22 protein-coding genes are annotated in these 21,425 nt (G+C 46.0%); 2 read left to right on the forward strand and 20 right to left on the reverse strand.

Going from position 1 to position 21,425, the window contains the following annotated elements; translation table 11 throughout:
* The 11 genes from HMPREF1139_RS08960 to mltG all read right to left on the reverse strand — a co-directional run.
* The coding region (locus tag HMPREF1139_RS08960) for an FAD-binding protein (protein WP_009651278.1) at positions 1–967 on the reverse strand (967 nt) is incomplete at its 3' end.
* Positions 968–1,581: 614 nt separating this feature from the next.
* Complete coding sequence (locus HMPREF1139_RS08965) at positions 1,582–2,067, reverse strand: flavodoxin domain-containing protein (RefSeq protein WP_009651369.1); 486 nt, start codon at positions 2,065–2,067, stop codon at positions 1,582–1,584.
* Positions 2,068–2,110: 43 nt separating this feature from the next.
* Positions 2,111–2,662, reverse strand: a complete 552-nt coding sequence (locus HMPREF1139_RS08970; protein ID WP_009651218.1) for a 2-oxoacid:acceptor oxidoreductase family protein — start codon at positions 2,660–2,662, stop codon at positions 2,111–2,113.
* Positions 2,659–3,513: a 2-oxoglutarate ferredoxin oxidoreductase subunit beta gene (locus HMPREF1139_RS08975; RefSeq protein WP_009651499.1), complete on the reverse strand. Its 855-nt coding sequence runs from the start codon at positions 3,511–3,513 to the stop codon at positions 2,659–2,661. The genes HMPREF1139_RS08970 and HMPREF1139_RS08975 overlap by 4 nt, the downstream gene beginning before the upstream one ends.
* Entirely contained in the window at positions 3,503–4,645 is a 1,143-nt protein-coding gene (locus HMPREF1139_RS08980) for a 2-oxoglutarate synthase subunit alpha (protein WP_009651362.1), read from the reverse strand. The genes HMPREF1139_RS08975 and HMPREF1139_RS08980 overlap by 11 nt, the downstream gene beginning before the upstream one ends.
* A gap of 1 nt (position 4,646) precedes the next feature.
* Positions 4,647–4,952, reverse strand: coding sequence for a 4Fe-4S dicluster domain-containing protein (locus HMPREF1139_RS08985; protein WP_009651294.1), 306 nt, complete (start codon positions 4,950–4,952; stop codon positions 4,647–4,649).
* Between the two features lie 9 nt (positions 4,953–4,961).
* On the reverse strand, positions 4,962–5,834 hold the full coding sequence (sucD, locus tag HMPREF1139_RS08990) for a succinate--CoA ligase subunit alpha (protein ID WP_009651326.1): 873 nt from the start codon (positions 5,832–5,834) through the stop codon (positions 4,962–4,964).
* The gene (gene sucC, locus HMPREF1139_RS08995; protein ID WP_009651405.1) at positions 5,831–7,003 is read right to left on the reverse strand and encodes an ADP-forming succinate--CoA ligase subunit beta; all 1,173 of its coding nucleotides are present in this window, start codon (positions 7,001–7,003) and stop codon (positions 5,831–5,833) included. Before sucC ends, sucD begins: the two co-directional genes overlap by 4 nt.
* The gene (locus tag HMPREF1139_RS09000) at positions 7,000–7,893 is read right to left on the reverse strand and encodes a lactate/malate family dehydrogenase (RefSeq protein WP_009651146.1); all 894 of its coding nucleotides are present in this window, start codon (positions 7,891–7,893) and stop codon (positions 7,000–7,002) included. Before HMPREF1139_RS09000 ends, sucC begins: the two co-directional genes overlap by 4 nt.
* Before the next feature lie 3 nt (positions 7,894–7,896).
* Positions 7,897–10,092, reverse strand: coding sequence for an NADP-dependent isocitrate dehydrogenase (locus tag HMPREF1139_RS09005; protein ID WP_009651227.1), 2,196 nt, complete (start codon positions 10,090–10,092; stop codon positions 7,897–7,899).
* Positions 10,093–10,187: 95 nt separating this feature from the next.
* Positions 10,188–11,138 carry an endolytic transglycosylase MltG gene (mltG, locus tag HMPREF1139_RS09010; protein WP_009651485.1) on the reverse strand — a complete coding sequence of 317 codons (951 nt, stop codon included), beginning with the start codon at positions 11,136–11,138 and terminating at the stop codon, positions 10,188–10,190.
* Between mltG and HMPREF1139_RS09015 the strand changes: the two genes are divergently transcribed.
* Entirely contained in the window at positions 11,080–13,650 is a 2,571-nt protein-coding gene (locus HMPREF1139_RS09015; RefSeq protein ID WP_232209621.1) for a YhdP family protein, read from the forward strand. The two genes, mltG and HMPREF1139_RS09015, sit on opposite strands and share 59 nt — an antisense overlap.
* Before the next feature lie 15 nt (positions 13,651–13,665).
* A complete protein-coding gene (locus tag HMPREF1139_RS09020) occupies positions 13,666–14,346 on the forward strand; it encodes a hypothetical protein (protein WP_009651221.1) in 681 nt (226 codons plus the stop codon).
* Between the two features lie 4 nt (positions 14,347–14,350).
* Here the strand turns inward: HMPREF1139_RS09020 and hypA are convergent, their stop codons facing one another.
* The 9 genes from hypA to nikR all read right to left on the reverse strand — a co-directional run bounded on the left by hypA (position 14,351) and on the right by nikR (position 21,414).
* Positions 14,351–14,692: a hydrogenase maturation nickel metallochaperone HypA gene (gene hypA, locus HMPREF1139_RS09025; protein WP_009651291.1), complete on the reverse strand. Its 342-nt coding sequence runs from the start codon at positions 14,690–14,692 to the stop codon at positions 14,351–14,353.
* The gene (hypE, locus tag HMPREF1139_RS09030) at positions 14,692–15,684 is read right to left on the reverse strand and encodes a hydrogenase expression/formation protein HypE (RefSeq protein WP_009651439.1); all 993 of its coding nucleotides are present in this window, start codon (positions 15,682–15,684) and stop codon (positions 14,692–14,694) included. Before hypE ends, hypA begins: the two co-directional genes overlap by 1 nt.
* 10 nt (positions 15,685–15,694) lie before the next feature.
* The gene (hypD, locus tag HMPREF1139_RS09035) at positions 15,695–16,783 is read right to left on the reverse strand and encodes a hydrogenase formation protein HypD (RefSeq protein ID WP_009651196.1); all 1,089 of its coding nucleotides are present in this window, start codon (positions 16,781–16,783) and stop codon (positions 15,695–15,697) included.
* A complete protein-coding gene (locus tag HMPREF1139_RS09040) occupies positions 16,770–17,057 on the reverse strand; it encodes a HypC/HybG/HupF family hydrogenase formation chaperone (protein WP_009651279.1) in 288 nt (95 codons plus the stop codon). The genes hypD and HMPREF1139_RS09040 overlap by 14 nt, the downstream gene beginning before the upstream one ends.
* Positions 17,057–17,968, reverse strand: coding sequence for a hydrogenase nickel incorporation protein HypB (gene hypB, locus HMPREF1139_RS09045; protein ID WP_231931821.1), 912 nt, complete (start codon positions 17,966–17,968; stop codon positions 17,057–17,059). The genes HMPREF1139_RS09040 and hypB overlap by 1 nt, the downstream gene beginning before the upstream one ends.
* Before the next feature lie 63 nt (positions 17,969–18,031).
* Positions 18,032–18,556, reverse strand: coding sequence for a GDYXXLXY domain-containing protein (locus HMPREF1139_RS09050; protein ID WP_009651487.1), 525 nt, complete (start codon positions 18,554–18,556; stop codon positions 18,032–18,034).
* Positions 18,546–19,796, reverse strand: coding sequence for a DUF2157 domain-containing protein (locus HMPREF1139_RS09055; protein ID WP_009651359.1), 1,251 nt, complete (start codon positions 19,794–19,796; stop codon positions 18,546–18,548). Before HMPREF1139_RS09055 ends, HMPREF1139_RS09050 begins: the two co-directional genes overlap by 11 nt.
* On the reverse strand, positions 19,783–20,985 hold the full coding sequence (gene nhaA, locus HMPREF1139_RS09060; protein WP_009651491.1) for a Na+/H+ antiporter NhaA: 1,203 nt from the start codon (positions 20,983–20,985) through the stop codon (positions 19,783–19,785). The genes HMPREF1139_RS09055 and nhaA overlap by 14 nt, the downstream gene beginning before the upstream one ends.
* 15 nt (positions 20,986–21,000) lie before the next feature.
* A complete protein-coding gene (nikR, locus tag HMPREF1139_RS09065; protein WP_009651460.1) occupies positions 21,001–21,414 on the reverse strand; it encodes a nickel-responsive transcriptional regulator NikR in 414 nt (137 codons plus the stop codon).
* Positions 21,415–21,425 lie beyond the last annotated feature (11 nt).

The raw sequence follows: 21,425 nt of genomic DNA on the forward strand, positions 1-21,425 counted from the left end.
GAGCCACTACGTCACGAGGAGCTAGTTCCATTTTTTCGTGGTAGTTTTTCATAAAGCGCTCACCTTTGTTATTTAAAAGGTATCCGCCCTCGCCGCGAGCCGCCTCTGTTATGAGCGTTCCGCCGTTTGCTACGCCTGTCGGGTGAAACTGAAGCATCTCAGGATCCTCAAAGCCAAGCCCCGCTCTAAGAGCAGCTGCTACGCCGTCTCCTGTCGCTATATACGGAGTAGATGTGCGGTTATAAAAAATTCTCGTATATCCGCCGGTCGCAACGACAAGAGCCTTACAAAGCACAGGGTAAATTTCACCTGTTTGGATATTGCGAAGCACGACACCTTCGCATTTGCCCTCATCTACGCCGATCTCAAGAAGCTCGTGATCCATTAAGAATTTCACGCCGTTGCTGATAGCCTCGTCAAGACAGGCATGCATAAGGATATGTCCTGATTTGTCGGCTGAGTAGTTGCAGCGCTTTTTAGATGCGCCACCCATGAAGCGTTGAGCCACGCCGCCTTTATCGGTCCTTGAGAACAAGGTGCCGATGTAGTCCATGTCAAATATCGCTTTGCCGGCTAGCTCGCAAAATTTCAAAGCGGCGTCTTGATCGACTAAATATGCACCGCCTTTTACGGTGTCATAGGCGTGAAGCTTGTATGAGTCACCGTTGCTAAAGTCAGTAACGCCGTTGATGCCGCCCTCGGCCATACAGGTCGCATTACGTGAAGGCATCATCTTAGTCGCCACGACGACGGTCAGATTTGGGTTGTTTTTCCTTACGGCTACGGCTGCACGAAGTCCGGCGCCACCAGAGCCAATGACAAGCACATCGCAAGATGGAAGGCCGTTTTCGTTTCCTTTTGGCATATCAGCCGCTAGGACGCTTGTCGCACTAGAGCTAGCGGCTAATGCACTAACGCTAATACAGGCTGTTTGTAGAAATTCTCTTCTGGTAAATTGTTCACTCATTGATATTTCCTATTTAATAAAAATAAAAATACAAGCATAAAATCGTTTATGCACCGCTTGGCAAATGCCATCTCCACTTTGTTTTAGAATTTTAAATCGACCCACCGGCTCCTTTGAAATTTCACATCATAAAAATTATATTTTTTTTAAAAATTAATCTTTACAACTAAGGTTTGGATGTTACAGTAAATTTACTTAAGGTTTTATCAAAAAGATAAGTTAATTGATATGAGAGTAAATTTCAAAAATTCTAATAAGGATTGCTTACGTAAGCGCTTTTATATAAAATTATATATTTTTAAATTTTAAAAATTTACGTTTTTGGTATTCAGTATCAAATCATATATGATAATCGACAAATACCGTATATAGCATGATTTTATAATAAATTCTAATCAAATTATTAGACTTCTCTTAATGTGTCTATAAATATAAAAATTTTATCTTTTTTATAAAATTTCAGAAACTATCATAAATGACAGACTATGTGAAAGATGATTTTTTCATGAGATTTTGTGCGGGAGCGAGTGGGCAAATAAATAGTAAGATTTTGCTTAGTTCTTATTAAAACATTATAAAATTTATAGCCGGTAAATCAACCGGCTATAAATAAATCAAAGCTCGGCTTTTAGCTGCTTCGCCCACTTATCTAGCTTTGCTTCGTAGGCTGCGTCGCCTTTGGTGTCGATAGCCAGACCGATGAATTTTCCGTTTATGAAAGACTGCGAATGATCGAATTTATAGCCATCATTTGGCATAGCTCCGATCAGTCTAGCCTTTTTGATGTATGGCAGAAACTCGACCGCACCACCGCAAAAGCTATCAGGATGACGCTCTTGATTGCCTACGGCCAGTATGGCTACCTTTTTGCCGCTTAGATCGGCATTTTTGAGCGTCTCTAGCTTTGCTTCCCAGTCCTTTTGGAGCTCACCAAACCCATAACTAGGGCTCGCTAGTATCAAAAGATCAAATTTTAAAAAATCCTCGCTACCGGCGTCTTTTACCGGCAAAATTTCAGCTGTTAGCTTAGATGCCAGATATTCGCAAGCTTTTTGCGTATCGCCTTTGCCTGTAGCGTAGAAAATTCCTATTTTACTCATCGTTTCTCCTTTGAAAATAAAAGAGTATTTTACTCCGTTTAGCTTAAATTTGACACTGTTTTGCGTATTTTATGCCTAGCTCATAGGCCTTTTCGTTCGCCTCGCGCACTTTTGGCGGGACCGATGAGAGCATCTCGTTTTTGACCACGTCTGCATCCATGCACTCGCTCATCGTGACGGCTACGCCAAGAGCGACTACGCTTTGGGTGATGACGTTGCCGACCTCGTCTTTTGCGATCGAGATGATCGGGATCTCATAGATTTTCCAGCGCCTTTTGTCCTCGTCGCTAGGAGTGACTAAATTTGGCTCGACGACGATCACGCCGCCATCTTTTACGCCATCTTTAAAGAGGTTGTAGCTAGTCTGCGCGGTCGCTAGCATAAAGTCTATCTCACCCTCGTTCGCGTAAGGATATAAAATTTCCTTTTCATCTAAGATGATATCGACCTTCGTCGGGCCTCCACGCACCTGCGAGGTATAGGTCGATGCCTTTACACCGTATCCGCCCTCCTTTATCTTTGCCGCGGCTAAAATTTCACCCGCCAGGATGACGCCCTGACCACCCACGCCGACAAACCTAAGTTGCTTTTTCACACCAGCTCCTTAAAATCGATCTTAACGCCGTCACGTGCAGCCGCGATGACCTTTGCGTAGGCTTTTGTGTATTCGGTTTTGCCGGTATCTTCATGAAGCACGCCAAGCGGGTAAATCTCGCCAAGCTGCGCCCTCTCGTCGTCCGTTAGAGCGTCAAATTTAGCTTTATTCATCGTGCGCTTTTTGATCCACTCTAAATTTTGCACCGCCTCACCCATTTTATTTTTGCGGCCTAAATTTATATGACAGTTTGAAAATACGTCAAAAAAGCTGTATCCGTCGTGCTTGAAGCCCTGCACGAAAAGCTTCGTGAGCTTTTCTGGCTCGATGACGTTGCCGCGCGCTACAAAGGTCGCTCCGGCGGCAGTCGCCAGCTTGCACGCATCAAAGCTTGGATCGATGTTACCGTATTGCGCCGTGACCGTCCACATCCCGCGAGGTGTGGTCGGACTGGTTTGAGAGTTTGTCAGCGCATAGATGAAGTTGTTTATCAGGATATGATTTAGCCCGATATTACGCCTGCAGCCGTGGATCGTGTGGTTGCCACCGATAGCCAGCCCGTCGCCGTCTCCTGTTATCACGATCACGTGCTTATCGGGGTTTGCCAGCTTCACGCCTGTGGCATAGGCGATAGCTCTGCCGTGCGTGGTATGGATCGTGTTGCAATCGACATACGAGCTAAAGCGTCCCGAGCAGCCGATGCCAGAGACCACACAGACATCGTTCATGTCCCAGCCCACAGCGTCGATCGCGCGGATCATGCTTTTTAGTATCACCCCATCGCCGCATCCCCAGCACCAAAGCGTAGGCATCTTGTCCGTTCTTAGATATTTATCGTAATCAAAAGCCATCGCTCTCTCCTAAAATTTCCATTATTTTCGCCTCTATCTCGCTTGGGCTAAGCGGTCTACCGTTTGCTTTTAAGAGCCTGGCAAAATCATCTCGCAAGATGATCTTTGAAATTTCGCCGCTATACTGGCCTAAATTTAGCTCGCAAACCAAAATTTTGCTAAATTTTGCCGCCAGCTCTTTTAGCTTCGCACTTGGAGCGGGAAAGAGCGATATAGGCTTAAACAGTCCGACCCTGACGCCGCGCTCGCGTAAATTCAGCACCGCTTGCTTTGCGCTTAAAGCGACGCTGCCGTAGGCGATGATGCAAATTTGCGCGTCATCTAGCATGAAATTTTCACTCGCTTCTATCTCGTGCGTGTGTAGATCGATTTTATTGAAAAGGCGTTTGATATTTTTATCCACGATGACGCCATCCTCGGTCGGAAAGCCCGTCTCGCCGTGATGAAGCCCCGTGATGTGATAGCGATATCCCTTGAAAAACGGGTTTAAGACCGCGGGCTTATCCTCGCTGATCGCATAGGGCTTATACTCTTTTACATCGCCTGTAAATTCAGCCCTATGCCAGATCTCAAGCTCTGAAATTTCAGGCAAGACGACCTTGCCCTGCATATGCCCGATCGTCTCGTCCAGCAGTAGCATCACGGGTGTCATGAAGCCAGCGGCTAGGTTGAAGGCTTGAACGGTGAATTTATAGCACTCCTTTAGGCTAGAAGGCGCCAGCACGATCATATTTATATCGCCGTGGCTTGGCGTCTTTGCCTGAAGCACGTCGCCTTGAGATACACGCGTAGGCAGCCCTGTCGATGGTCCGCCACGCATGACGTTTACGATGACCAAGGGCACTTCAGCGATGAAGCCAAGTCCGATCTGTTCGGCTTTTAAAGAGATACCAGGACCGGAGCTGGCCGTCATCGCCTTTGCTCCGCTCATCGCAGCGCCAAGAGCGACCGAGATACCGGCGATCTCGTCCTCCATCTGTATGAACGTGCCGCCAAATTTTGGCAAAAGCACGCTTAGCTCGTGCGCTACCTCGCTACTTGGCGTGATAGGATAGCCGCCGAAGAAATTACAGCCGCATTCGACCGCAGCCCTTGCTACCAGGGCATTTCCCGTCGATATGATCTCTCTCATCTCACTCCCCCAGCTTTGCAAATTTATTTGCCTTGACCGTCTCGGCTCGCTCTTTGCTCTCGTTTGTGAGTTTGGCAAATTTAAAGCCTTTTTCGGCGACATAGATCGCAAAATCGGGGCAGTGAAGCTCACAGTCGCGACAGCCTATACAGGCGCCAGGATAGACTACCTCTATCATCTTGCCAAGCACGGCGTGAGGCTCCAACCTCATAGCCAGCACGCCCGCAGGACAGTAGCTCACGCACAAGTCACAGGCCTTACACCTGCTCTCATCGACCCAAACGGCCACATCATCTCTAACGATCATAAATTTTCCTCATCCTAATATCTCTTTTAGTTTTTCGCCTATTTTTGCGGGATTCGTGACGATATGAGCGCCGGTTGCTCTCAAGACTTCAAATTTAGCCTTCGCACTCGCGTTTTTGGAATTTATTATCGCTCCGGCGTGTCCCATTTTACGTCCCTCTGGCGCACTGGCACCGGCTATGAAAGCGACGATGGGCTTTTTGAAATTTTGAATGATCTGACTGGCTCTACTCTCTAGCTCCCCGCCTATCTCGCCTATCATCACGACGGCTTTAGTATCCTCGTCCTCGTCAAAAAGGGGCAAAATTTCATCGTAAGCCATGCCAATCACCGCGTCTCCGCCGATACCGATGGCTGTCGAGATACCATATCCTTGCTCGCAAATTTGATTTGCCGCTTCGTATGTGAGAGTGCCTGACTTTGAGATGATACCGATATTTAGGCTCGCTCTTTTAAACACTACGCTTGGCATGATGCCTAGCTTGCACTCGTTGGCGCTTATGACGCCCGGACAGTTTGGCCCTATGATCTTCATACCACGCTTGTTCGCGTAGGCTTTTGCGGCAAGCATGTCAAGCACCGGCACATGCTCGGTTATGACGACGCATAGCTTTACGCCCGCGTCTGCAGCCTCGATGATAGCGTCTTTGCAAAAGCCGGCCGGCACGAATATCATACTAGCATCCGCCCCGCTAGCGTCTTTGGCCTCTTTCACGGTGTTGTAAATTTTAACGCCAAGATGCGTCTGTCCACCTTTAAACGGCGTCACGCCGGCAGCTATCTGCGTGCCGTAATCCATGCAGCTTTGAGTATGGAAGCTACCCTCCTTGCCCGTGATGCCTTGCACGATGACACGCGTGCTTTTATCTATCAATATACTCATTTTTCGCCCTTTGCGAGCATGACAGCCAGCCTTGCTCCCTCAAATAGATCGCCGCTCGTATGCAGCCCCTTCAGGGCGGAATTTTTTAGCATATCAAGCGCTTCTTTAGCGTTCGTACCATCAAGCCTCACGACCACAGGCACACCAAGCGGTGTGCTCTGGCAAGCCTCGATGATGCCCGCAGCTATACGATCGCAGCGAACGATACCGCCAAATATATTTACAAATATCACCTTCACGCGCCGATCGTTTAAAATCAGCCTAAAAGCCTTCGCTACGCCCTCGCCTGTCGCCGCCCCGCCTACATCTAGGAAATTTGCCGCCTCGCCGCCAAGCTCTTTGATGATATCCATCGTAGCCATCGCGAGCCCCGCGCCATTTACCACGCAGCCCACGCTACCCTCAAGCTTGATGTAGTTTAGGCGCTGTGCCTTGGCTTCGTTTTCACTAGCGTCAGTTTGAGTCTCGTCGTTTAAAGCTCTGATATCCTCATGACGAAAGAGCGCGCTATCATCAAAGCTCATCTTTGCATCAAGTGCGTAGAATTCATCTTCTTGCGTCAGCACGAGAGGGTTTATCTCTATTAAACTCGCGTCTTTAAAGATGTAAATTTTATAAAGATTTTGTAGCAACGTATCTAGCTTGCTCCATAAAATTTTATCGATCTGTAAGAAATTTATGAGCTCTTTGGTGTGAAAACCGCAAAGTCCGATCTGCGGGTCGATGCTTATGGTTTTTATGAGATGCGGGTTTTGTTTGGCGGTCTCTTCGATGCTGACGCCGCCGTCTTTAGAGACGATGAGGCTGATTTTTTCGCTATTTCTGTCAAAGGCGAGGCTGAGGTAAATTTCTTGTTTGAAATTTAGCCCCTCCTCGATATAAATTTTACGCACCAATATCCCGTTTTTAGGCGTTTGAGGCGTGATGAGCGTCATGCCTAGCAGCTTTGATGCAAACTGTATCGCCTGCTCGCGAGAGCTCGCTATCTTCACGCCGCCGGCCAAACCGCGCCCACCGGCATGTATCTGCGCTTTGAGGGCAAAAATCTCGCCTTCAAGATCGTTTAAAATTTCGCTCGCCTGCTCTAAATTTTCAGCCACTGCGCCTTTTGCGACATTTACGCCGTATCGTTTTAAAATTTCCTTGGCCTGAAATTCATGGATATTCATGCTAAATTTTCTTTTAAAAACCTGATATTCGCGCTGATCTCAGCCTCGCTCGCTTCAAGCTCGTCTAGCTCCTCGCCCTCTAAATTTAGAGGCAAAATTTCCTTTAGGCCGCTTTTTGAGAGCTTTACCAGCCTTCCGCATGCAAGCTCGTCTGACAAAATCACACTCGCAGCTAAAATTTCATCGCTGTTATTTTTTATCGCCTCGCACATCTTGACTACCGCAGCAGCCGGTGCGTAATACGCCGACGTGCCAAGCAGCCTCACTATCTTTGCACCGCCGGTTTTGGTCTCTTGCTTTATCTTTTCAAGCTCCAGCGGGCTTAAATTTTGATTTAAATTTTTAGCCGAGACTATCATTTTGTCGTTGTGCGCCCCTAGCACCTTGGCGCTCACATCTTTGGCGCTGATGTCCTTTAGGCTCGCGATCTCGTAGCGACATCTCGCGCTATCAAGCTCGCCTGCCATGCCTATGACGCGCGATCTATCAAAGCCGCTGTATCTTAGCGCCGTCCAGACCATGACATCAAGCGGGTTTGTCACGATGATGACGATAGCATTTGGAGCGAATTTCGCAATATTTTGAGCCGTTTGCTTTACGACTTGCGCATTTTTAAGCAGCAGATCCTCTCTGGTTTGACCCTCTTTTCTAGGGCTTCCGGCAGTTACTACGACGATGTCGCTAGCCTCTATCAGCGCGAAATCATCTCCGCCTGCCGCGCTCAAGCAGCCGCAAAATACGCAGTCGGCTTGCGCGATATCGATCGCCTTTGCACGCGCTACATCGCCAAAAATATCCACTAACGCGATCTCGTCGCAAACTCCACGCATACCAAGCGCATAAGCGATGCTCGCACCGACATTTCCAGCTCCGATGACACTTATTTTCATGTTTTATCCTATGATTTGATTTAAAATTTTACTCGGGCGCATTATCTGCGCAGCCTTTACTTCATCTGGCATAAAATACCCGCCAAAATCGACGCTAATGCCCTGCACATCGCAAAGCTCCTTTAAAATTTCAGCCTCATTTTGGCTTAAATCTTGAGCCATTTGCCTGAATTTTCCAGCCAGCTCTGCGCCGTTTCGCGCCAGCTCATCAGCCCAGTAAAGCGCCAAATAAAAGTGGCTCGCTCTAGCATCAGGGCTTTTGACGCCGCTTTTTGGGGATCTGTTGTTTTTTAGATAGGCTGCGACGGCGCCATTTAGCGTCCTTGATAAAATTTCAGCCTTTTTCTCGCCCCTGCTAGCGCTCAAATGCTCAAGCGATGCGATGAGAGCGAGGTATTCGCCCAGACTGTCCCAGTCAAGGTGATTGCTAGCGATCATATCTCTAGCCAGCATCGGCGCAGTCCCGCCGGCACCGGTCTCAAACATCGCTCCACCGCTTAAAAGAGGTACTACCGAGAGCATTTTTGAGCTTGTGCCAAGCTCTAAGATCGGGAAAAGATCGGTCAGATAGTCACGCAGGACGTTTCCGCTCACGCTTATGACGTTTTTACCGCTTCTGATCGTTTCAAGCGTCTTTTTGCAGGCCGCAGCATAGTCTAAAATTTCAAATTTTATATTTGCCGCCTCGAATTCGCCGAGGCGTCTTTTGAGCTTTTTTATTAGATTTATATCATGCGCTCTGGCGGCGTCTAGCCAAAAAATGAGCGGCTCTTTGGCCTCTTTAGCACGCTTTAGAGCCAGGTTTATCCACGCCTCTATCGCATCGTCCTTAGCCTGCGTCATCCTAAAAATATCGCCCTTTTGCACGCCAAATCTAAAAATTTCATCGCCATTTTTGCTTGAAACGATGAATTCTCCGTCACTTTGCGCGATGAAAGTCTTGTCGTGACTGCCGTATTCCTCGGCCTTTTTAGCCATCAGTCCGACGTTTGAGACGCTGCCGATCGTTCGCACATCTAGTGCGCCGTTTTCCTTTAGCTCTTCTATGCACGCCTCATAAAGCGTCGCGTAGGTGCGATCGGGGATGATGGCGAGCGTTTGCTCCTCTTTGCCGTCTTTGCCGCGCATCTTGCCTGAATTTCGTATCATCGCAGGCATCGAGGCGTCTATGATGACGTCGTTTGGAACGTGAAAATTCGTGATACCCTGGCTAGGATCCACCATCGCAAGACTGGCGGAATCATCTAAAATTTCACCAAATTTCGCAAGTATCTTTGCTCTAAGCGGCTCATTCAGGCTGGAAATTTTGGCGAAGATATCCTTTAGCCCGTTTTGCGCTTTTACGCCAAGATCTGCAAAAATTTCGCCAAATTCTAAGAACGCCTCTTTAAAAAACACCTCAATGGCATGGGCAAATATGACAGGATCGCTTACTTTCATCATTGTAGCTTTTAAATGAAGGCTCACGAGCAAGCCTTGCTGCTTGGCCTCTTTAAAAGCTTTTTCGTAAAATTTATCAAGCTCTTTTACGCTCATAAAAGTGGCGTCCACGACCTCGCCTCGTAAAATTTCAAGCTCTTTTAGCGTTTTTTCCGTGCCGTCCTCGCCCTTAAATTTCACCAAAAAGGTATCGTCTCGTTCGCTTATGATCGAGCGCTCGTTAGCGTAGAAATCGCCCTTTTGCATATATGCGACCCGTGTTTTTACCTCTTTACTCCATTTACCGATGTCGTGAGGATTTGATCTTGCAAATTCCTTTACGGCACGGACACATCGTCTATCGGAATTTCCTTGTCGTAGCACCGGATTTACCGCACTTCCAAGCACTTTTGCGTATCTGCTTGCTACGTTCTTATCGTTTTCGTTTTTTATCTCGTTTGGATAGGTCGGTATATTAAAGCCAAGAGAGCGCAGCTCGCTGATAGCGGCGTTTAGTTGCGGGATAGTGGCTGAAATGTTTGGCAGCTTTATGATGTTCGCCTCTTTGCTGGTCGTAAGCTCGCCTAAAATTTTCAGTCCGTCCTCGTGCGAGCCGTCCAAGATATCGTCAAACGCCGCCAGTATCCTGCCAGCAAGCGATATATCCACCTGCTCTATCTCTATGCCGCCCTTTTTCAAAAAGCTTTGTACGATAGGAAATAACGAATAGCTCGCAAACAGCGGGGCTTCGTCGGTCTTGGTCCAGATGATATCGCTCATTTTTCGCCTTGTCAAAATAAAATTTGTAGAATTTATCACTTTTTAGATTAAAAACACTTGTAAGATAGGCTTTAGGGCATATTTTCAGTGAAATTTTATCTTTGCTGCGACACGTTTTCGTTGTGTTCTATCAGCGTTTTTGAAAATTTATGCTTTTTCGTCTTTTTGTCGCGCACGAAGTATAAAAACTCCGTCTTAGCAGGGTTTATAGCGGCTTTTATGGCGTTTATGGAGACCGTGCAGATCGGTGTAGGCGGCAAACCGTCGTTTAGATAGGTGTTAAACTCGCTCATATCGGTCTTTATGCGCTCAGGAGTCACCACATCGTGCGAATAAACGCCGTAGTTTAGCGTCCCGTCCATTTGCAGTCTCATGCCTTTATCTAGGCGGTTATAGACGACCGAGGCGACAAGGGGCATCTCGTCGTTGTTTGCGGCTTCTTTTTGTATGACCGAGGCGATAGTCAAAATTTTATACCATTTTTTTTCGTTGTATTCGCCAAAAATTTTATTGCTTAGTTCGGACTGCGCCTTTTTTGAGGAATTTACCAGATAATACGCCAAATGCCGCTCGCTTATACCGATCGGAATTTTATAGGTATTTGGCACTAAAAATCCGTCCGGTAGCGGTGCGAGTGCGTTATACTCGGCATTTAGTTTTTTAGCGTCCAGCTTTAGCTCGCTTGCGATCTGGTTTAAAAAAATGATCGTCGTCTCACCGGGTATGAGTGTGATCTCTTGCAGCGCGGCCTTTGCCTTTGTTAGCTTGTATAAAAAATCGATCCTGCTAAGATGCGTACTTTGCATGTTTATCCAGCCAGACTGCGGAGAGCCGATGAAAGAAAGTGCGTATTTGTCGATCTTGCTTAGATTAAAGTTGCGATTAGCTAAATAAGATATAATCTCGCCGACGCCTCCTTTAGGGATAAAGACGACTTCACTCGTGCTTATCGGGCGAGCCAAATACGCAAAAACGCTTAGGAAAAATATGAAAACGATATCGAAAAAGATGGCTAGATACGGCTTTTTTATAAAATTTTTTATCATACTTTTTATTTCTTTCATCATACTCTTAAAATACGGCATCAAAGTCGGCAGCTTCGAGCTTGGCGGCGTAAATTTGGATCAATTATACATAAAACTAGATAAAAAATTGATTGTGCGGGCGCAAAACATAAAGATACCAAGTATCAAAAAAGAGGAGCAAAAAGACTCGAGCGACTATCTGCTTAGCATCACCGACAGCGCCGTTTGGCTGGATAGGCTCTTTGAGGAAATTTCACTAAATAACGTTCAAATCGGCGATGCCAAAATCAAAATTTTATATAAAGACGATATCTTTTTCGTAGATAGCCCGTATTTTGGCATCGACGTGAGATTTAGCAAAGAGAGTCAAAACGGCGTGGATACCTTCAGCGTGCAAAATTTAGCGCTCAAAGACTTCAACGTCACGATAAACGGTAGCGGAAGTGCAGACATCAAACATAAAAAATACGCCTTTGTCGGCGACTTCGTCTCGCACGAGCTAAGCGGCAAAATAGAGATAGCTCTAGCAAACCAGATCGTAAGATACCGCGCCCTTGATATCAAGGCCGATTCACTCAAAAATTTCATCGCCGCACTCGATGAGAAATTCGATCTAAGCGACGATGTCAAAAACTGGATATATGGCTATATAATCGCGCAAGAATACACGGTAAATGAGATGAACGGCAAATTTGACCTTAAAAACGAAAATTTTTACCTAAACGACCTAAACGCGACCGCAGTCGCTAAAAACCTCAAGGTAAAATTTGAAAAAACACTCGATGCAGTCGATGTCGAGCAGGCAAACATCACACTAAAAGACGGCAAGCTTCATTTTGACCTCATAAATCCCGTGTATCAAAAGCGCCAGCTAAACGGCTCTGATCTGGTGATCTACAATATCTTTGACGAAAAAACAGCCGGCCTTAGCCTAAATATCAAAACCAGATCCTTGTATGACGGCGTGATAAACGACATCTTAAAAGCCTATGGCATAAAGATCCCGATAAATCAAACCGCCGGCAAAATGGACGCGGATCTGAATTTAGATATAAAATTTGACACCTCGCAGGTCATCGCAAACGGCGAATTTAAGCCCACCGACGCGACTATCGACATAGCCGGGGCGAAATTTAAGAGTAAAAGCGCGGACGTGAAGCTCATAAACAGTGACCGTCTAAGCATCGTAGCAAAAGACTTTGGCATGGACTTTTTCAAGGCTGACGCGCGCACGATGTTAGATCTAAACACCAGCACGGGACACATAAAAGGAATGATCAAGGAGCTTGCTCTAAACGGCGGTAGCGAGGAGATCTTGGCGCTAAAAGATAAAGAGCTTGACGCGCAGCTTGACTTTAGCGGCAAAGAAACGAAGCTAAAGCTCGTAAATTTCGGCGTTGATATGAGCTTTGGCGATGAAAACACGATAAGCGCTCAAAACGGCGACGAGCTTTTAAAATATTCGCCTCTTTTACAAAATGTGGGCGTAAAAAATCTCGCGAATTTAAACGTAAAAACCAAGGATTTTGAAAATTTAGATATCGAGGCTAAAGGAGTGAAATTTGATCTGCCGTTTTACAAAAAAGACGGCAGCAGATATGATAGCGACGACTTTACGATAAAAGTCGGCAAAAACGCTGTCAGCGGACTCACAGCCAGCGGCAACGCTCGCTTTATCGCTCAAAACAAAGACGTCAATATCACGACGAACGATCTAAATTTAAGAGTGGATACGAATTCGACTGACGAGACGAAAGAGCAAAATTTCGCTCTAAATTTACACGCCAAAAACGCAGACATCGTCATCGCCGACATAAACAAGACCCTGCCTTTCGTAAATTTCAGCGCGACAAAAAAGGGCTCTAGCATATCGCTAAACGGACTACCAAAGCAAGGCAGAGTCGGGCTATTTAAAGATAAAAAGAGTCTAAACCTCGATGCTACGGACATTTCAGGCGAATTCGTAAATCAGCTTTTTGGTATCCAAAGCTTTGAAGGCGGGAAATTCAGGCTAAAGATCGTGGGCTCTGGCACTAAGGAATTTAAGGGCGAGGCTAGATTTTACGGCACGCACCTTAGGGATTATATATTTTATCAAAGGCTTTTGAGCTTCTTAAACTCGATCCCGTCGCTACTTAGCCTAAAGACGCCTGATTTTAACGACAAGGGCTTCACGATAGAAAACGGTAAAATTTTGTTTGAAAAAAACGGCTCCGTTATAAATTTCCTAGCCATCGAGCTTGTCGGAAGCAGCGCTGACATCGGTGGTCGCGGCACGATCGATCTGGCCACCAAAAAGATAAATATCGATCTGGAGCTTAAAATTTTAAAGGATGCAAGTAGCATAATCGACAAGATCCCGCTCGTAAATCAAATAATCCTGGGCAAAGATCGCAGCCTCTCGACCGTCATCGCCATCCGCGGAACGACCGATAAGCCAGAATACTCGACGCAAGTGCTCCAAGACACCCTGCTCTCGCCGCTAAAGCTGATAAGAAACGTCTTGCAAGCGCCATTTTTGATATTTGAGTAAATTTAAGGATATCTCATGAAAATTTCAAGTCTCATCATAGCAGTCGCGCTTTTGTTCGTCGGCTGCTCTACAAAGCTCACGGAGGCAAATTTTAAGCCTCAAAAAACAACGATCTGGCGTAACTACGAGATAGATCGTATCCAAACGGCAAAGGTCGGCGAAGCGATGATAAAAGTCACCAAAGAGAAGCAAGAGGCCGAGTACACCGGCTATATGAAACCAAGCAAGGATTTTACATTTAACGGTACTCTTAAATTCAAATCAAGCGCGAATTTCAAAGTATTGGGCTTTTATAAAGGCTACATGGCTATCCATCATCCTAGCCTAAAAGATGTCGCATTTTTAGTGGATACTGACGGCAAGCTGCAAAATAAGGTCATAAGGTATTCAAGCGACGGCGAATTCGTCGAGGTGCTTTGGAGCTACGAGTATGAGCCAAAAGATATGATCATGCAAGCTCAGCTCATAGACGAGTCAGACCGCATCGTCTCGACCCGCTCGATCATCTATGACGGAATGAACGATAAATCATTGCTTTTTACCGACAGGTATTCTTATTACGAGGATAGACCGTCGTTTCAAAACCTAAAGATCGTGCACAACAAAGAGCGCAAACAGATGAAAATAAGCGATTATCTGATAGACATTTTATACTTTGATAAAGACAAGATAGAATACAGAGTCATCGAAGACTAAAAATCTATCTCATCTCAAGCTTCATGAGATACATATCCTCGCCGTCAAGCACTCTTAAATTTTGGCTTTTGCATTTTGGGCAGGTGAAATCGTTTTCTTCCAGCTCCCCGTCAAATCCGCACTCTTCGCACTTTACGACGATGCCTTGTAGATTTATCACGAGCTGGGCGTTTTCGCAGATAGTACCGTTTTTATAGACGTCAAAGGCGCTTTGCAGATAGTGAGGCTCGACTCCGCTTAGCCGCCCTACCTTTATCTCGAGCCTTAGCACCTCTTTGGCATTTTGTTTAGCGGCGTTTTGCTCGCATAAAGTGACTAAATTTTGAACTATACTAAGCTCGTGCATCAGCAGATCCTAGGCAGTAGCTCGCCCTTTGGCGGCTCGAGAAACCTACGTGATTTATAGGCGTTTTCAATGACGACGCGAGAATTTTGCTCGCTCAAAACCTCGCCGATAATAGTGGCGTTTTCGTCAAATTCTCTTAAAATTTCAAGCGCTTTATCAGCCTGCGCTTCATCTACTGCCAGCACGAAAGTCCCCTCGTTTGCAAGCTCGTAAGGCTCAAAGCCAAAAAGCTCGCAGATGCCGGTGACCTCGTCGCTCACCCTTATCTTTTCCTCAAAGACCAAGATGTCAGATCTAGTAAATTTCGCCCACTCGTTTAGCACCGCGCTAAGCCCTCCACGCGTCGCATCGCGCATACATTGAGGCTTCACACCCTCTTTTAAGAGCTTTAAGACGACGCCCTTTAGGCTCTTGCAGTCGCTAGTCAAATTTGAGCTAAGCTCAAATTCTTCTCTATTTGCAAGCACTACGCCACCATGTCTGCCGATGTCGCCCGAGAGTAAAATTTTAGCGCCCGGTTTTAGATTTTTAAGCTCCACGCCCTCGCAAACTATCTCGCCTATGCCGGCCGTGTTTATGAAAATTTTATCGCATTTGCCCTTGGGTACGACCTTCGTATCGCCGCAAACGACCTTTACGTCAGCCTCTTTACAAACCTTTGCCAGCGAGCTTAAAACGGTCTCAAGCTCCGATGTCTCAAGCCCCTCTTCGATGATCAAAGAGCAGCTTAGATACTTTGCGCTGGCCGCTACCATCGCCAGGTCGTTTATCGTGCCGCAGGCTGCGATCTTGCCTATGTCGCCGCCTGAAAAAAATATCGGCGTGACGACGAAGCTGTCCGAGCTAAAGGCTGTTTTGCCGTTTAAATTCAGTATCGCCGAGTCGTTGCTGTCGCGTAAAATTTCATTATCGAAGATATTAAATATCATTTCATTTATGAGAGAATTCATCTCTTCGCCGCCACCGCCGTGGCTGAGCATTATTTTTTTCAAATTTTATCCTTTAGCCCACTCTTGCGTATTTAAAATATGCCGCGCATGCGCCCTCGCTAGAGACCATGCACGAGCCTATCGGGTTTTGCGGTGTGCAGGCTCTACCAAAGACCTTACACTCCGGCGGTTTGGCTTGGCCGCGCAAAATTTTGCCGCAGATGCAGGCTTTGCTCTCATTAGCGCTTCTCACATCGCAGTCAAACTGCTCTCTAGCGTCGATGCTTGCGAATTCGGACTTTAGTTTCATGCCACTTTTTGCTATCACGCCCAGTCCGCGCCACTCAAAATCGCACGGCTCAAAGTAGCGCGCGATGAGCTCTTTTGCCTTTAAATTTCCCTCTTTTCGCACGGCGCGCGCGTATTCGTTATAGACTTCAAATGTGCCTGCGTTTTGCTGATCGACTAAATTTAGCACACTGGCCATTATATCAAGCGGTTCAAAGCCGCTTATAGCGATAGGCCGCCTGAATTCATTAGCCAGCTCCTCATAGATAGCGCTTCCTGTTATCACACTAACATGACTAGGCCCTAAAAATGCGTCTATCTTAACGTTTTCATCGCTCATTATCGCTCGCACGGGAGCCGGCACGGTCACATGGTTGATATGAAAATATAAATTTTTTATGCCAAGTTCTAGCGTTTTTTGCACTAAATTTGCGCTCATCGGCGTCGTAGTCTCAAAGCCGATAGCAAAAAATATGACCTTTTTATCCTCGTTTTGTTGAGCGATCTTTATGCAATCAAGCGGACTATAAAGCGCTCTGATGTCGTGTCCTTCGCCGCGAAGCTTTTGCAAGCTGGTGGCAGAGCCCGGTACGCGCAGCATGTCAGCTAGCGTGCAAAATATCACGCCCGGCATCGCGGCTAGTTTACAGGCCTCGTCTATGCGTGTTTTTGGCATCACGCAGACAGGACAGCCCGGTCCGTGGATGAAATTTATATGCTCTCCCACAAGCTGCGGTAGGCCAAATTTCATGATGGAGTGCGTATGACCGCCGCAAATTTCCATTATATTTAGCGGCTTTTTACTACGCTGGATTATGAGCTTTGATAGGCTTAAAATGAGCTCTTTATCGCGAAAATCGTTAATTAGATCCACGCAGATCCTTTAGCCCCATATCGCCCTCATTCTCGTCTATGACGCCGTTTTTCATATCCTCGGCTATCTGGCGGTAAACCTCTAAGCTATCAAGTGCAAACGCCGTGTCTATCTTTTGCATCGCGTATCCGACGTGGATGAGGACGTATTCGCCCACACTGACGGGCTCAGAGATGAGATCTAGACTAACGCGCCTTTGCACGCCTAGAGTTTCGACTAGAGCGACGTTATCGGCGTCTATTTCTATTACTTTTGATGGGATCGATAGGCACATTATCTTAGCTCTTTTTTAAATTTAAGATAGTTTATCCATTGCTGCACGCCCTCGCCTGTCTTGCTGTCGATCGTGAAAATATCGACCTTCGGGTTTAGCTTCCTGGCGTCATTTTTCACGCGCTCGACATCAAAGTCAAAATGAGGAGCGAGTGAAATTTTAGTTATCAAAACGACGTCCGCCGCACGAAACATGACAGGATATTTGCTGACCTTGTCATCGCCCTCCGGCACAGAGAGCAAGACCGCGTTAAAATGCGAACCCACATCGTAGCTAGCCGGACAGACTAAATTTCCGACATTTTCGATAAAGACGATATCAAGCTCGTTCAAAGGCAGATGATGAAGCCCTTCATGCACCATGAAAGCGTCCAAATGGCAAGTCTGACCGGTGCTTATCTGATAGGCGCTAGCTCCGGCCTTTACGATGCGGTCGGCATCTTGGTTGGTCTCCAGATCACCCTCGACGACTCCGATCTTAAAGTCTGAGCCTTTTATGGTCGATTCTAAAAGCGTGGTCTTGCCGGCACCCGGGCTACTCATCAAATTTACGCATAAAATTTTAAGCTCGTCCAAGTGAGCTCTATTGTGAGCCGCTTCGGCGTCGTTTGCAGATAAAATTTTTTCTATCACGTCTATCGTTTTGCTCTCGTTTAGCACCGGATGAGCATGCTCATGCTGATGATCGTGCTTGTCTTGCTCGTGAGAGGCTAAATTTTCATGTGAATGCTCATGCGTATGCGTCGTACCGTCAGCGTGAGTGTGGACATGGCTGTGATGCTCGTGAGAATGATCGTCTCTTTCGTGAGGGACTGCCGCATCATGCGTGTGAGCGTGAGAGTGTGTCACTCCGTCTTTATGTGTGTGTTCGTGGGCGTGGTTACCCATAGAACAACCGCAATCTTTACACATTTTTCTTCCTTATTTCTAAATTTGTCTGAATTCTAACTCTTAAATATTAAATAAAGCTTAGGTTTAAAATTTAATATAAAATTTGCCCTTAGGCACTATATCTTTGACGCGCGCCTTGCCGTTATCCATCACGGCTAAAATGGCATACGCTCCGCTCTCTCTTATATCCTTTTCCATTTGTATGGCTTTTTGAGGCGGCATGAAAAACGCCTCGATGCCAAATTTCGCTCCTTCATAATCCATCGAGCCTACTATAAAAACGCCATCTTTTGGTCGTTCAAAGCTATATCCGTCGCTTTGATACGTTCCGTTTTCATCGGGCTTTAGACTAACGTAAATTTTATCTTTGCCTATGCTTTGGTTTTCATCGACCTCTTCGTCATAAGCTCCGTGAAATATAGGCAAATTCCTGGTAAAATCATACTGCAAGCTCACGTAGTTTCCGCGTAAAAGATCGCGCGGATCATAAAGGCTGACATCCACGCGTATATCTTTGCCAAAATAAAGCGGTGCAAAGGCATTTACCAGCATCGCTAGCAAAGCTAAAATTTGAAATATCACAGCACCGAGGACCAGCTTAAGCCTCATTTTTAGCCCTCCTTTTTCGAGACATCACGAGCACAGTCACGGCAAAGGCCATAAATAGCAAGCTAGCTCCGATATAGTCTCCTATCAGATCGATATATCTGACGATAGCGACACAAAATATCACTATAAGGCCAAAATTCAGATAATTTTGCTTGATGAGCACGATGCCTACCAACACGCTTATGAACGAGAATATCGCCTTTGAATAATCACTGAAATTTTCGATCAAGATCGGTAGCAAAAATAGCCCCACGCAAAGAAGCAACGAGTAATATCTCCTAAATTTAGCAAATATCAACGCACAGATCACGATAAATGCGGCTGCCACGTAGCCAAACACCGTTTTATAAAATACGACCGACTCCATATCCGTCTGAAAGAGAAGGAGGTCAAGATCATAAAACGTCATCGACACGAGCAATACCACGACTCCGCAAGTGATAGACATCGTTTTTAGATACTCGGCGATATGAAATTTGCCAAAATTTTCCACCACAAGCGCGACCGATACACACAACATACAATACGATAGCGCAAAAAACACGATGCTTATTATAAATATGCTATCTAGCAACTCTACGGGCGTAGCTCGCAAGATGGCAAACACCAAATATACGAAAACGCTGATAAAAATAAGCCCTGTGAGTATCCTCGAGCTATCGCGCCAAAGCACATAGCAGCTGATGGCGACAAATATCAAAAAGCCATGCATCACAAGGCCAAATTCTATCTCCATGACAAACCAAAAAAGCGCTATAGCAAGGCTTTGAGCGATCAGGATCGATCTGCCTACGGCAAAGGATAGCGCAAAAGAGCCCACCGCCCAAAGTAGCACGCCATCAGCCATATGTTCGCCCAAATGATAGATCTGAGCTATCAAGGCTATCGCCGCTCCGTAGCAGAAATTCCCAAGTAAAAATAACGCCGTAGCGCTATTTTCTTTGCCCTTTTTAAGTGTGAAAAAGCCGCCTAAATTTACAAGAGCGAGCACGAAAAGAACGATCAAAAGCCTACCAAAACGCGGTATCTCCTCCCAGTTAGCTCCGATAAGCGTAAAAAACGCAAGCGAAAAAAACTGATAGGCTACTAGTTTAAGGATAAAGCTCGTAGTGTCATGCGTGCTGTTTAAATTTATATTGTAAAGAGAGGCTATCTTTTGCGCGGTCTGGGTGTCGATGATGCCTTTATCACGCCATTTCACGATCTCACCAGAGAGAAAATCTTTATTAAAAGGATTCATTTTGCGCCTTCACTTCGATCTTTTCTTTTCTCACGCTTGCTATATAAAGCACGATATAGCCAAGCACTCCCGATATCACAGAGGCTATCAGGACCGAGAGCTTATCGGCGTAGGCGAATTTATCGGTATCGTTGTAAGAGAGAGAATTTATAAAAAGGCTCATCGTAAAGCCGATACCTGTTAGTATGCAAAGCCCGTAAAACGATATCCAGCAAGAGTATTTAGGCAGCTTCGCAAAGCCAAGCTTTATCGCGACAAAGCAAAAGCCAAAGACGCCTATTTGCTTGCCTAAAAATAGTCCCAAGATCACGCCAAGCGAGACTGGATGCGTCAGCTGTTCCAGACCTATACCTTTAAGCGAAATGCCGGCATTCACGAAAGCAAAGACCGGCAAAACGAAATAAGTAATATAGCCGTGCAGATCATGCTCTATCTCTTTTAAAAGCGATTTATCGCTATTTTTGCATTTTAGCGGTATGAAAAATGCGGAGATGACGCCAGCTAGCGTAGCGTGGACGCCGGATTTCAGCACGCTTATCCATAAAATGATACCAAGTATGAGATAAAAGGATTTTTTATTGACATTTAGTAAATTTAACGCCAAAAGCCCCAGAATGACGATAGCCGCTACACCAAAGGAGATAAGCGAAAGATCGCCGCTATAAAATATAGCCATTATGAGGATCGCACACACATCGTCGATGATAGCTAGCGTAACTAGGAAAATTTTGAGACTGGCAGGCACTCTGGCACCAAGTATCATTATGATGCCAAGTGCAAACGCCGTATCGGTCGCAGTAGGTATCGCCCAGCCTCTTGCGGCAAAGCTGTCTGTGTGGTTGAATAAATAAAATATGAACGCTGGCACGACGATGCCGCCTATCGCACCGACAGCCGGGAGTACGACTTGAGCGGGGTTACGAAGCTCACCCTCTAAAATTTCACGCTTCAGCTCAAGCCCTAAAACAAAGAAAAATATCGCCATCAGTCCGTCATTGACCCATAAAATGAGCGGCTTTTGGAGCAAAAACTCGCCAAATTTAAAGCCCATGTCGATATGTAAAAAAGAGTTGTAAAATTCACTTAAAAAGCCGTTTTGAAACACCATAGCAATGACGGCTGCAGCGATCAAAAATATACCGCCGCTAGCCTCACTGACAAGAAATTTTTTAAAATTCTCGCTACACATAAACCGCCTTGCCCGTTAAAATTTAGGCACGGCGGCTTTAGTGAGCTTTGCGAATTTCACGCCCTTTAGCCCTGCTATCCTGTCTGAGAAATGCTCTATCTTTGCAGCCTCCCCGCGCAAAGTGATGGTCTCCAGACAGTTGTGATGGTCGACATGGACGTGATTTGTGCAGATGATAGTGACATCAGCGTCATGCTCGATATCCATCATTTTGTTGATGAGATCGTTTTGATGATGCACGTAAATGAGCGTGAGAACGCCGATAAGCTCCTCTTTGGCGTCTTTCCAGCTGTCATTCACGATCTTTTCTCGGATGAGATCACGCGTAAATTCACTCCTTGAGGCGTAACCTTGTTCACCCACCTTTTTGTCGAGCTCGTCAAGCAACTGCGACGGTAAAGAAACGCTGAAACGTATGATATTGTCCATTTTACCCTTCC

The sequence above is a fragment of the Campylobacter sp. FOBRC14 genome, from assembly GCF_000287855.1.
Lineage (GTDB): Bacteria > Campylobacterota > Campylobacteria > Campylobacterales > Campylobacteraceae > Campylobacter_A > Campylobacter_A curvus.

What these genes read in the sequence shown, in the direction of transcription:
- HMPREF1139_RS08965 (WP_009651369.1), bottom strand. Translation starts at nt 2,067, where the DNA reads ATGAGTAAAATAGGAATTTTCTACGCTACAGGCAAAGGCGATACGCAA.
- HMPREF1139_RS08975 (WP_009651499.1), bottom strand. Translation starts at nt 3,513, where the DNA reads ATGGCTTTTGATTACGATAAATATCTAAGAACGGACAAGATGCCTACG.
- HMPREF1139_RS08980 (WP_009651362.1), bottom strand. Translation starts at nt 4,645, where the DNA reads ATGAGAGAGATCATATCGACGGGAAATGCCCTGGTAGCAAGGGCTGCG.
- HMPREF1139_RS08985 (WP_009651294.1), bottom strand. Translation starts at nt 4,952, where the DNA reads ATGATCGTTAGAGATGATGTGGCCGTTTGGGTCGATGAGAGCAGGTGT.
- sucD (WP_009651326.1), bottom strand. Translation starts at nt 5,834, where the DNA reads ATGAGTATATTGATAGATAAAAGCACGCGTGTCATCGTGCAAGGCATC.
- sucC (WP_009651405.1), bottom strand. Translation starts at nt 7,003, where the DNA reads ATGAATATCCATGAATTTCAGGCCAAGGAAATTTTAAAACGATACGGC.
- HMPREF1139_RS09000 (WP_009651146.1), bottom strand. Translation starts at nt 7,893, where the DNA reads ATGAAAATAAGTGTCATCGGAGCTGGAAATGTCGGTGCGAGCATCGCT.
- HMPREF1139_RS09005 (WP_009651227.1), bottom strand. Translation starts at nt 10,092, where the DNA reads ATGAGCGATATCATCTGGACCAAGACCGACGAAGCCCCGCTGTTTGCG.
- HMPREF1139_RS09015 (WP_232209621.1), top strand. Translation starts at nt 11,080, where the DNA reads ATGAAAACGATATCGAAAAAGATGGCTAGATACGGCTTTTTTATAAAA.
- mltG (WP_009651485.1), bottom strand. Translation starts at nt 11,138, where the DNA reads ATGATAAAAAATTTTATAAAAAAGCCGTATCTAGCCATCTTTTTCGAT.
- HMPREF1139_RS09020 (WP_009651221.1), top strand. Translation starts at nt 13,666, where the DNA reads ATGAAAATTTCAAGTCTCATCATAGCAGTCGCGCTTTTGTTCGTCGGC.
- hypA (WP_009651291.1), bottom strand. Translation starts at nt 14,692, where the DNA reads ATGCACGAGCTTAGTATAGTTCAAAATTTAGTCACTTTATGCGAGCAA.
- HMPREF1139_RS09040 (WP_009651279.1), bottom strand. Translation starts at nt 17,057, where the DNA reads ATGTGCCTATCGATCCCATCAAAAGTAATAGAAATAGACGCCGATAAC.
- hypB (WP_231931821.1), bottom strand. Translation starts at nt 17,968, where the DNA reads ATGTGTAAAGATTGCGGTTGTTCTATGGGTAACCACGCCCACGAACAC.
- HMPREF1139_RS09050 (WP_009651487.1), bottom strand. Translation starts at nt 18,556, where the DNA reads ATGAGGCTTAAGCTGGTCCTCGGTGCTGTGATATTTCAAATTTTAGCT.
- HMPREF1139_RS09055 (WP_009651359.1), bottom strand. Translation starts at nt 19,796, where the DNA reads ATGAATCCTTTTAATAAAGATTTTCTCTCTGGTGAGATCGTGAAATGG.
- nhaA (WP_009651491.1), bottom strand. Translation starts at nt 20,985, where the DNA reads ATGTGTAGCGAGAATTTTAAAAAATTTCTTGTCAGTGAGGCTAGCGGC.
- nikR (WP_009651460.1), bottom strand. Translation starts at nt 21,414, where the DNA reads ATGGACAATATCATACGTTTCAGCGTTTCTTTACCGTCGCAGTTGCTT.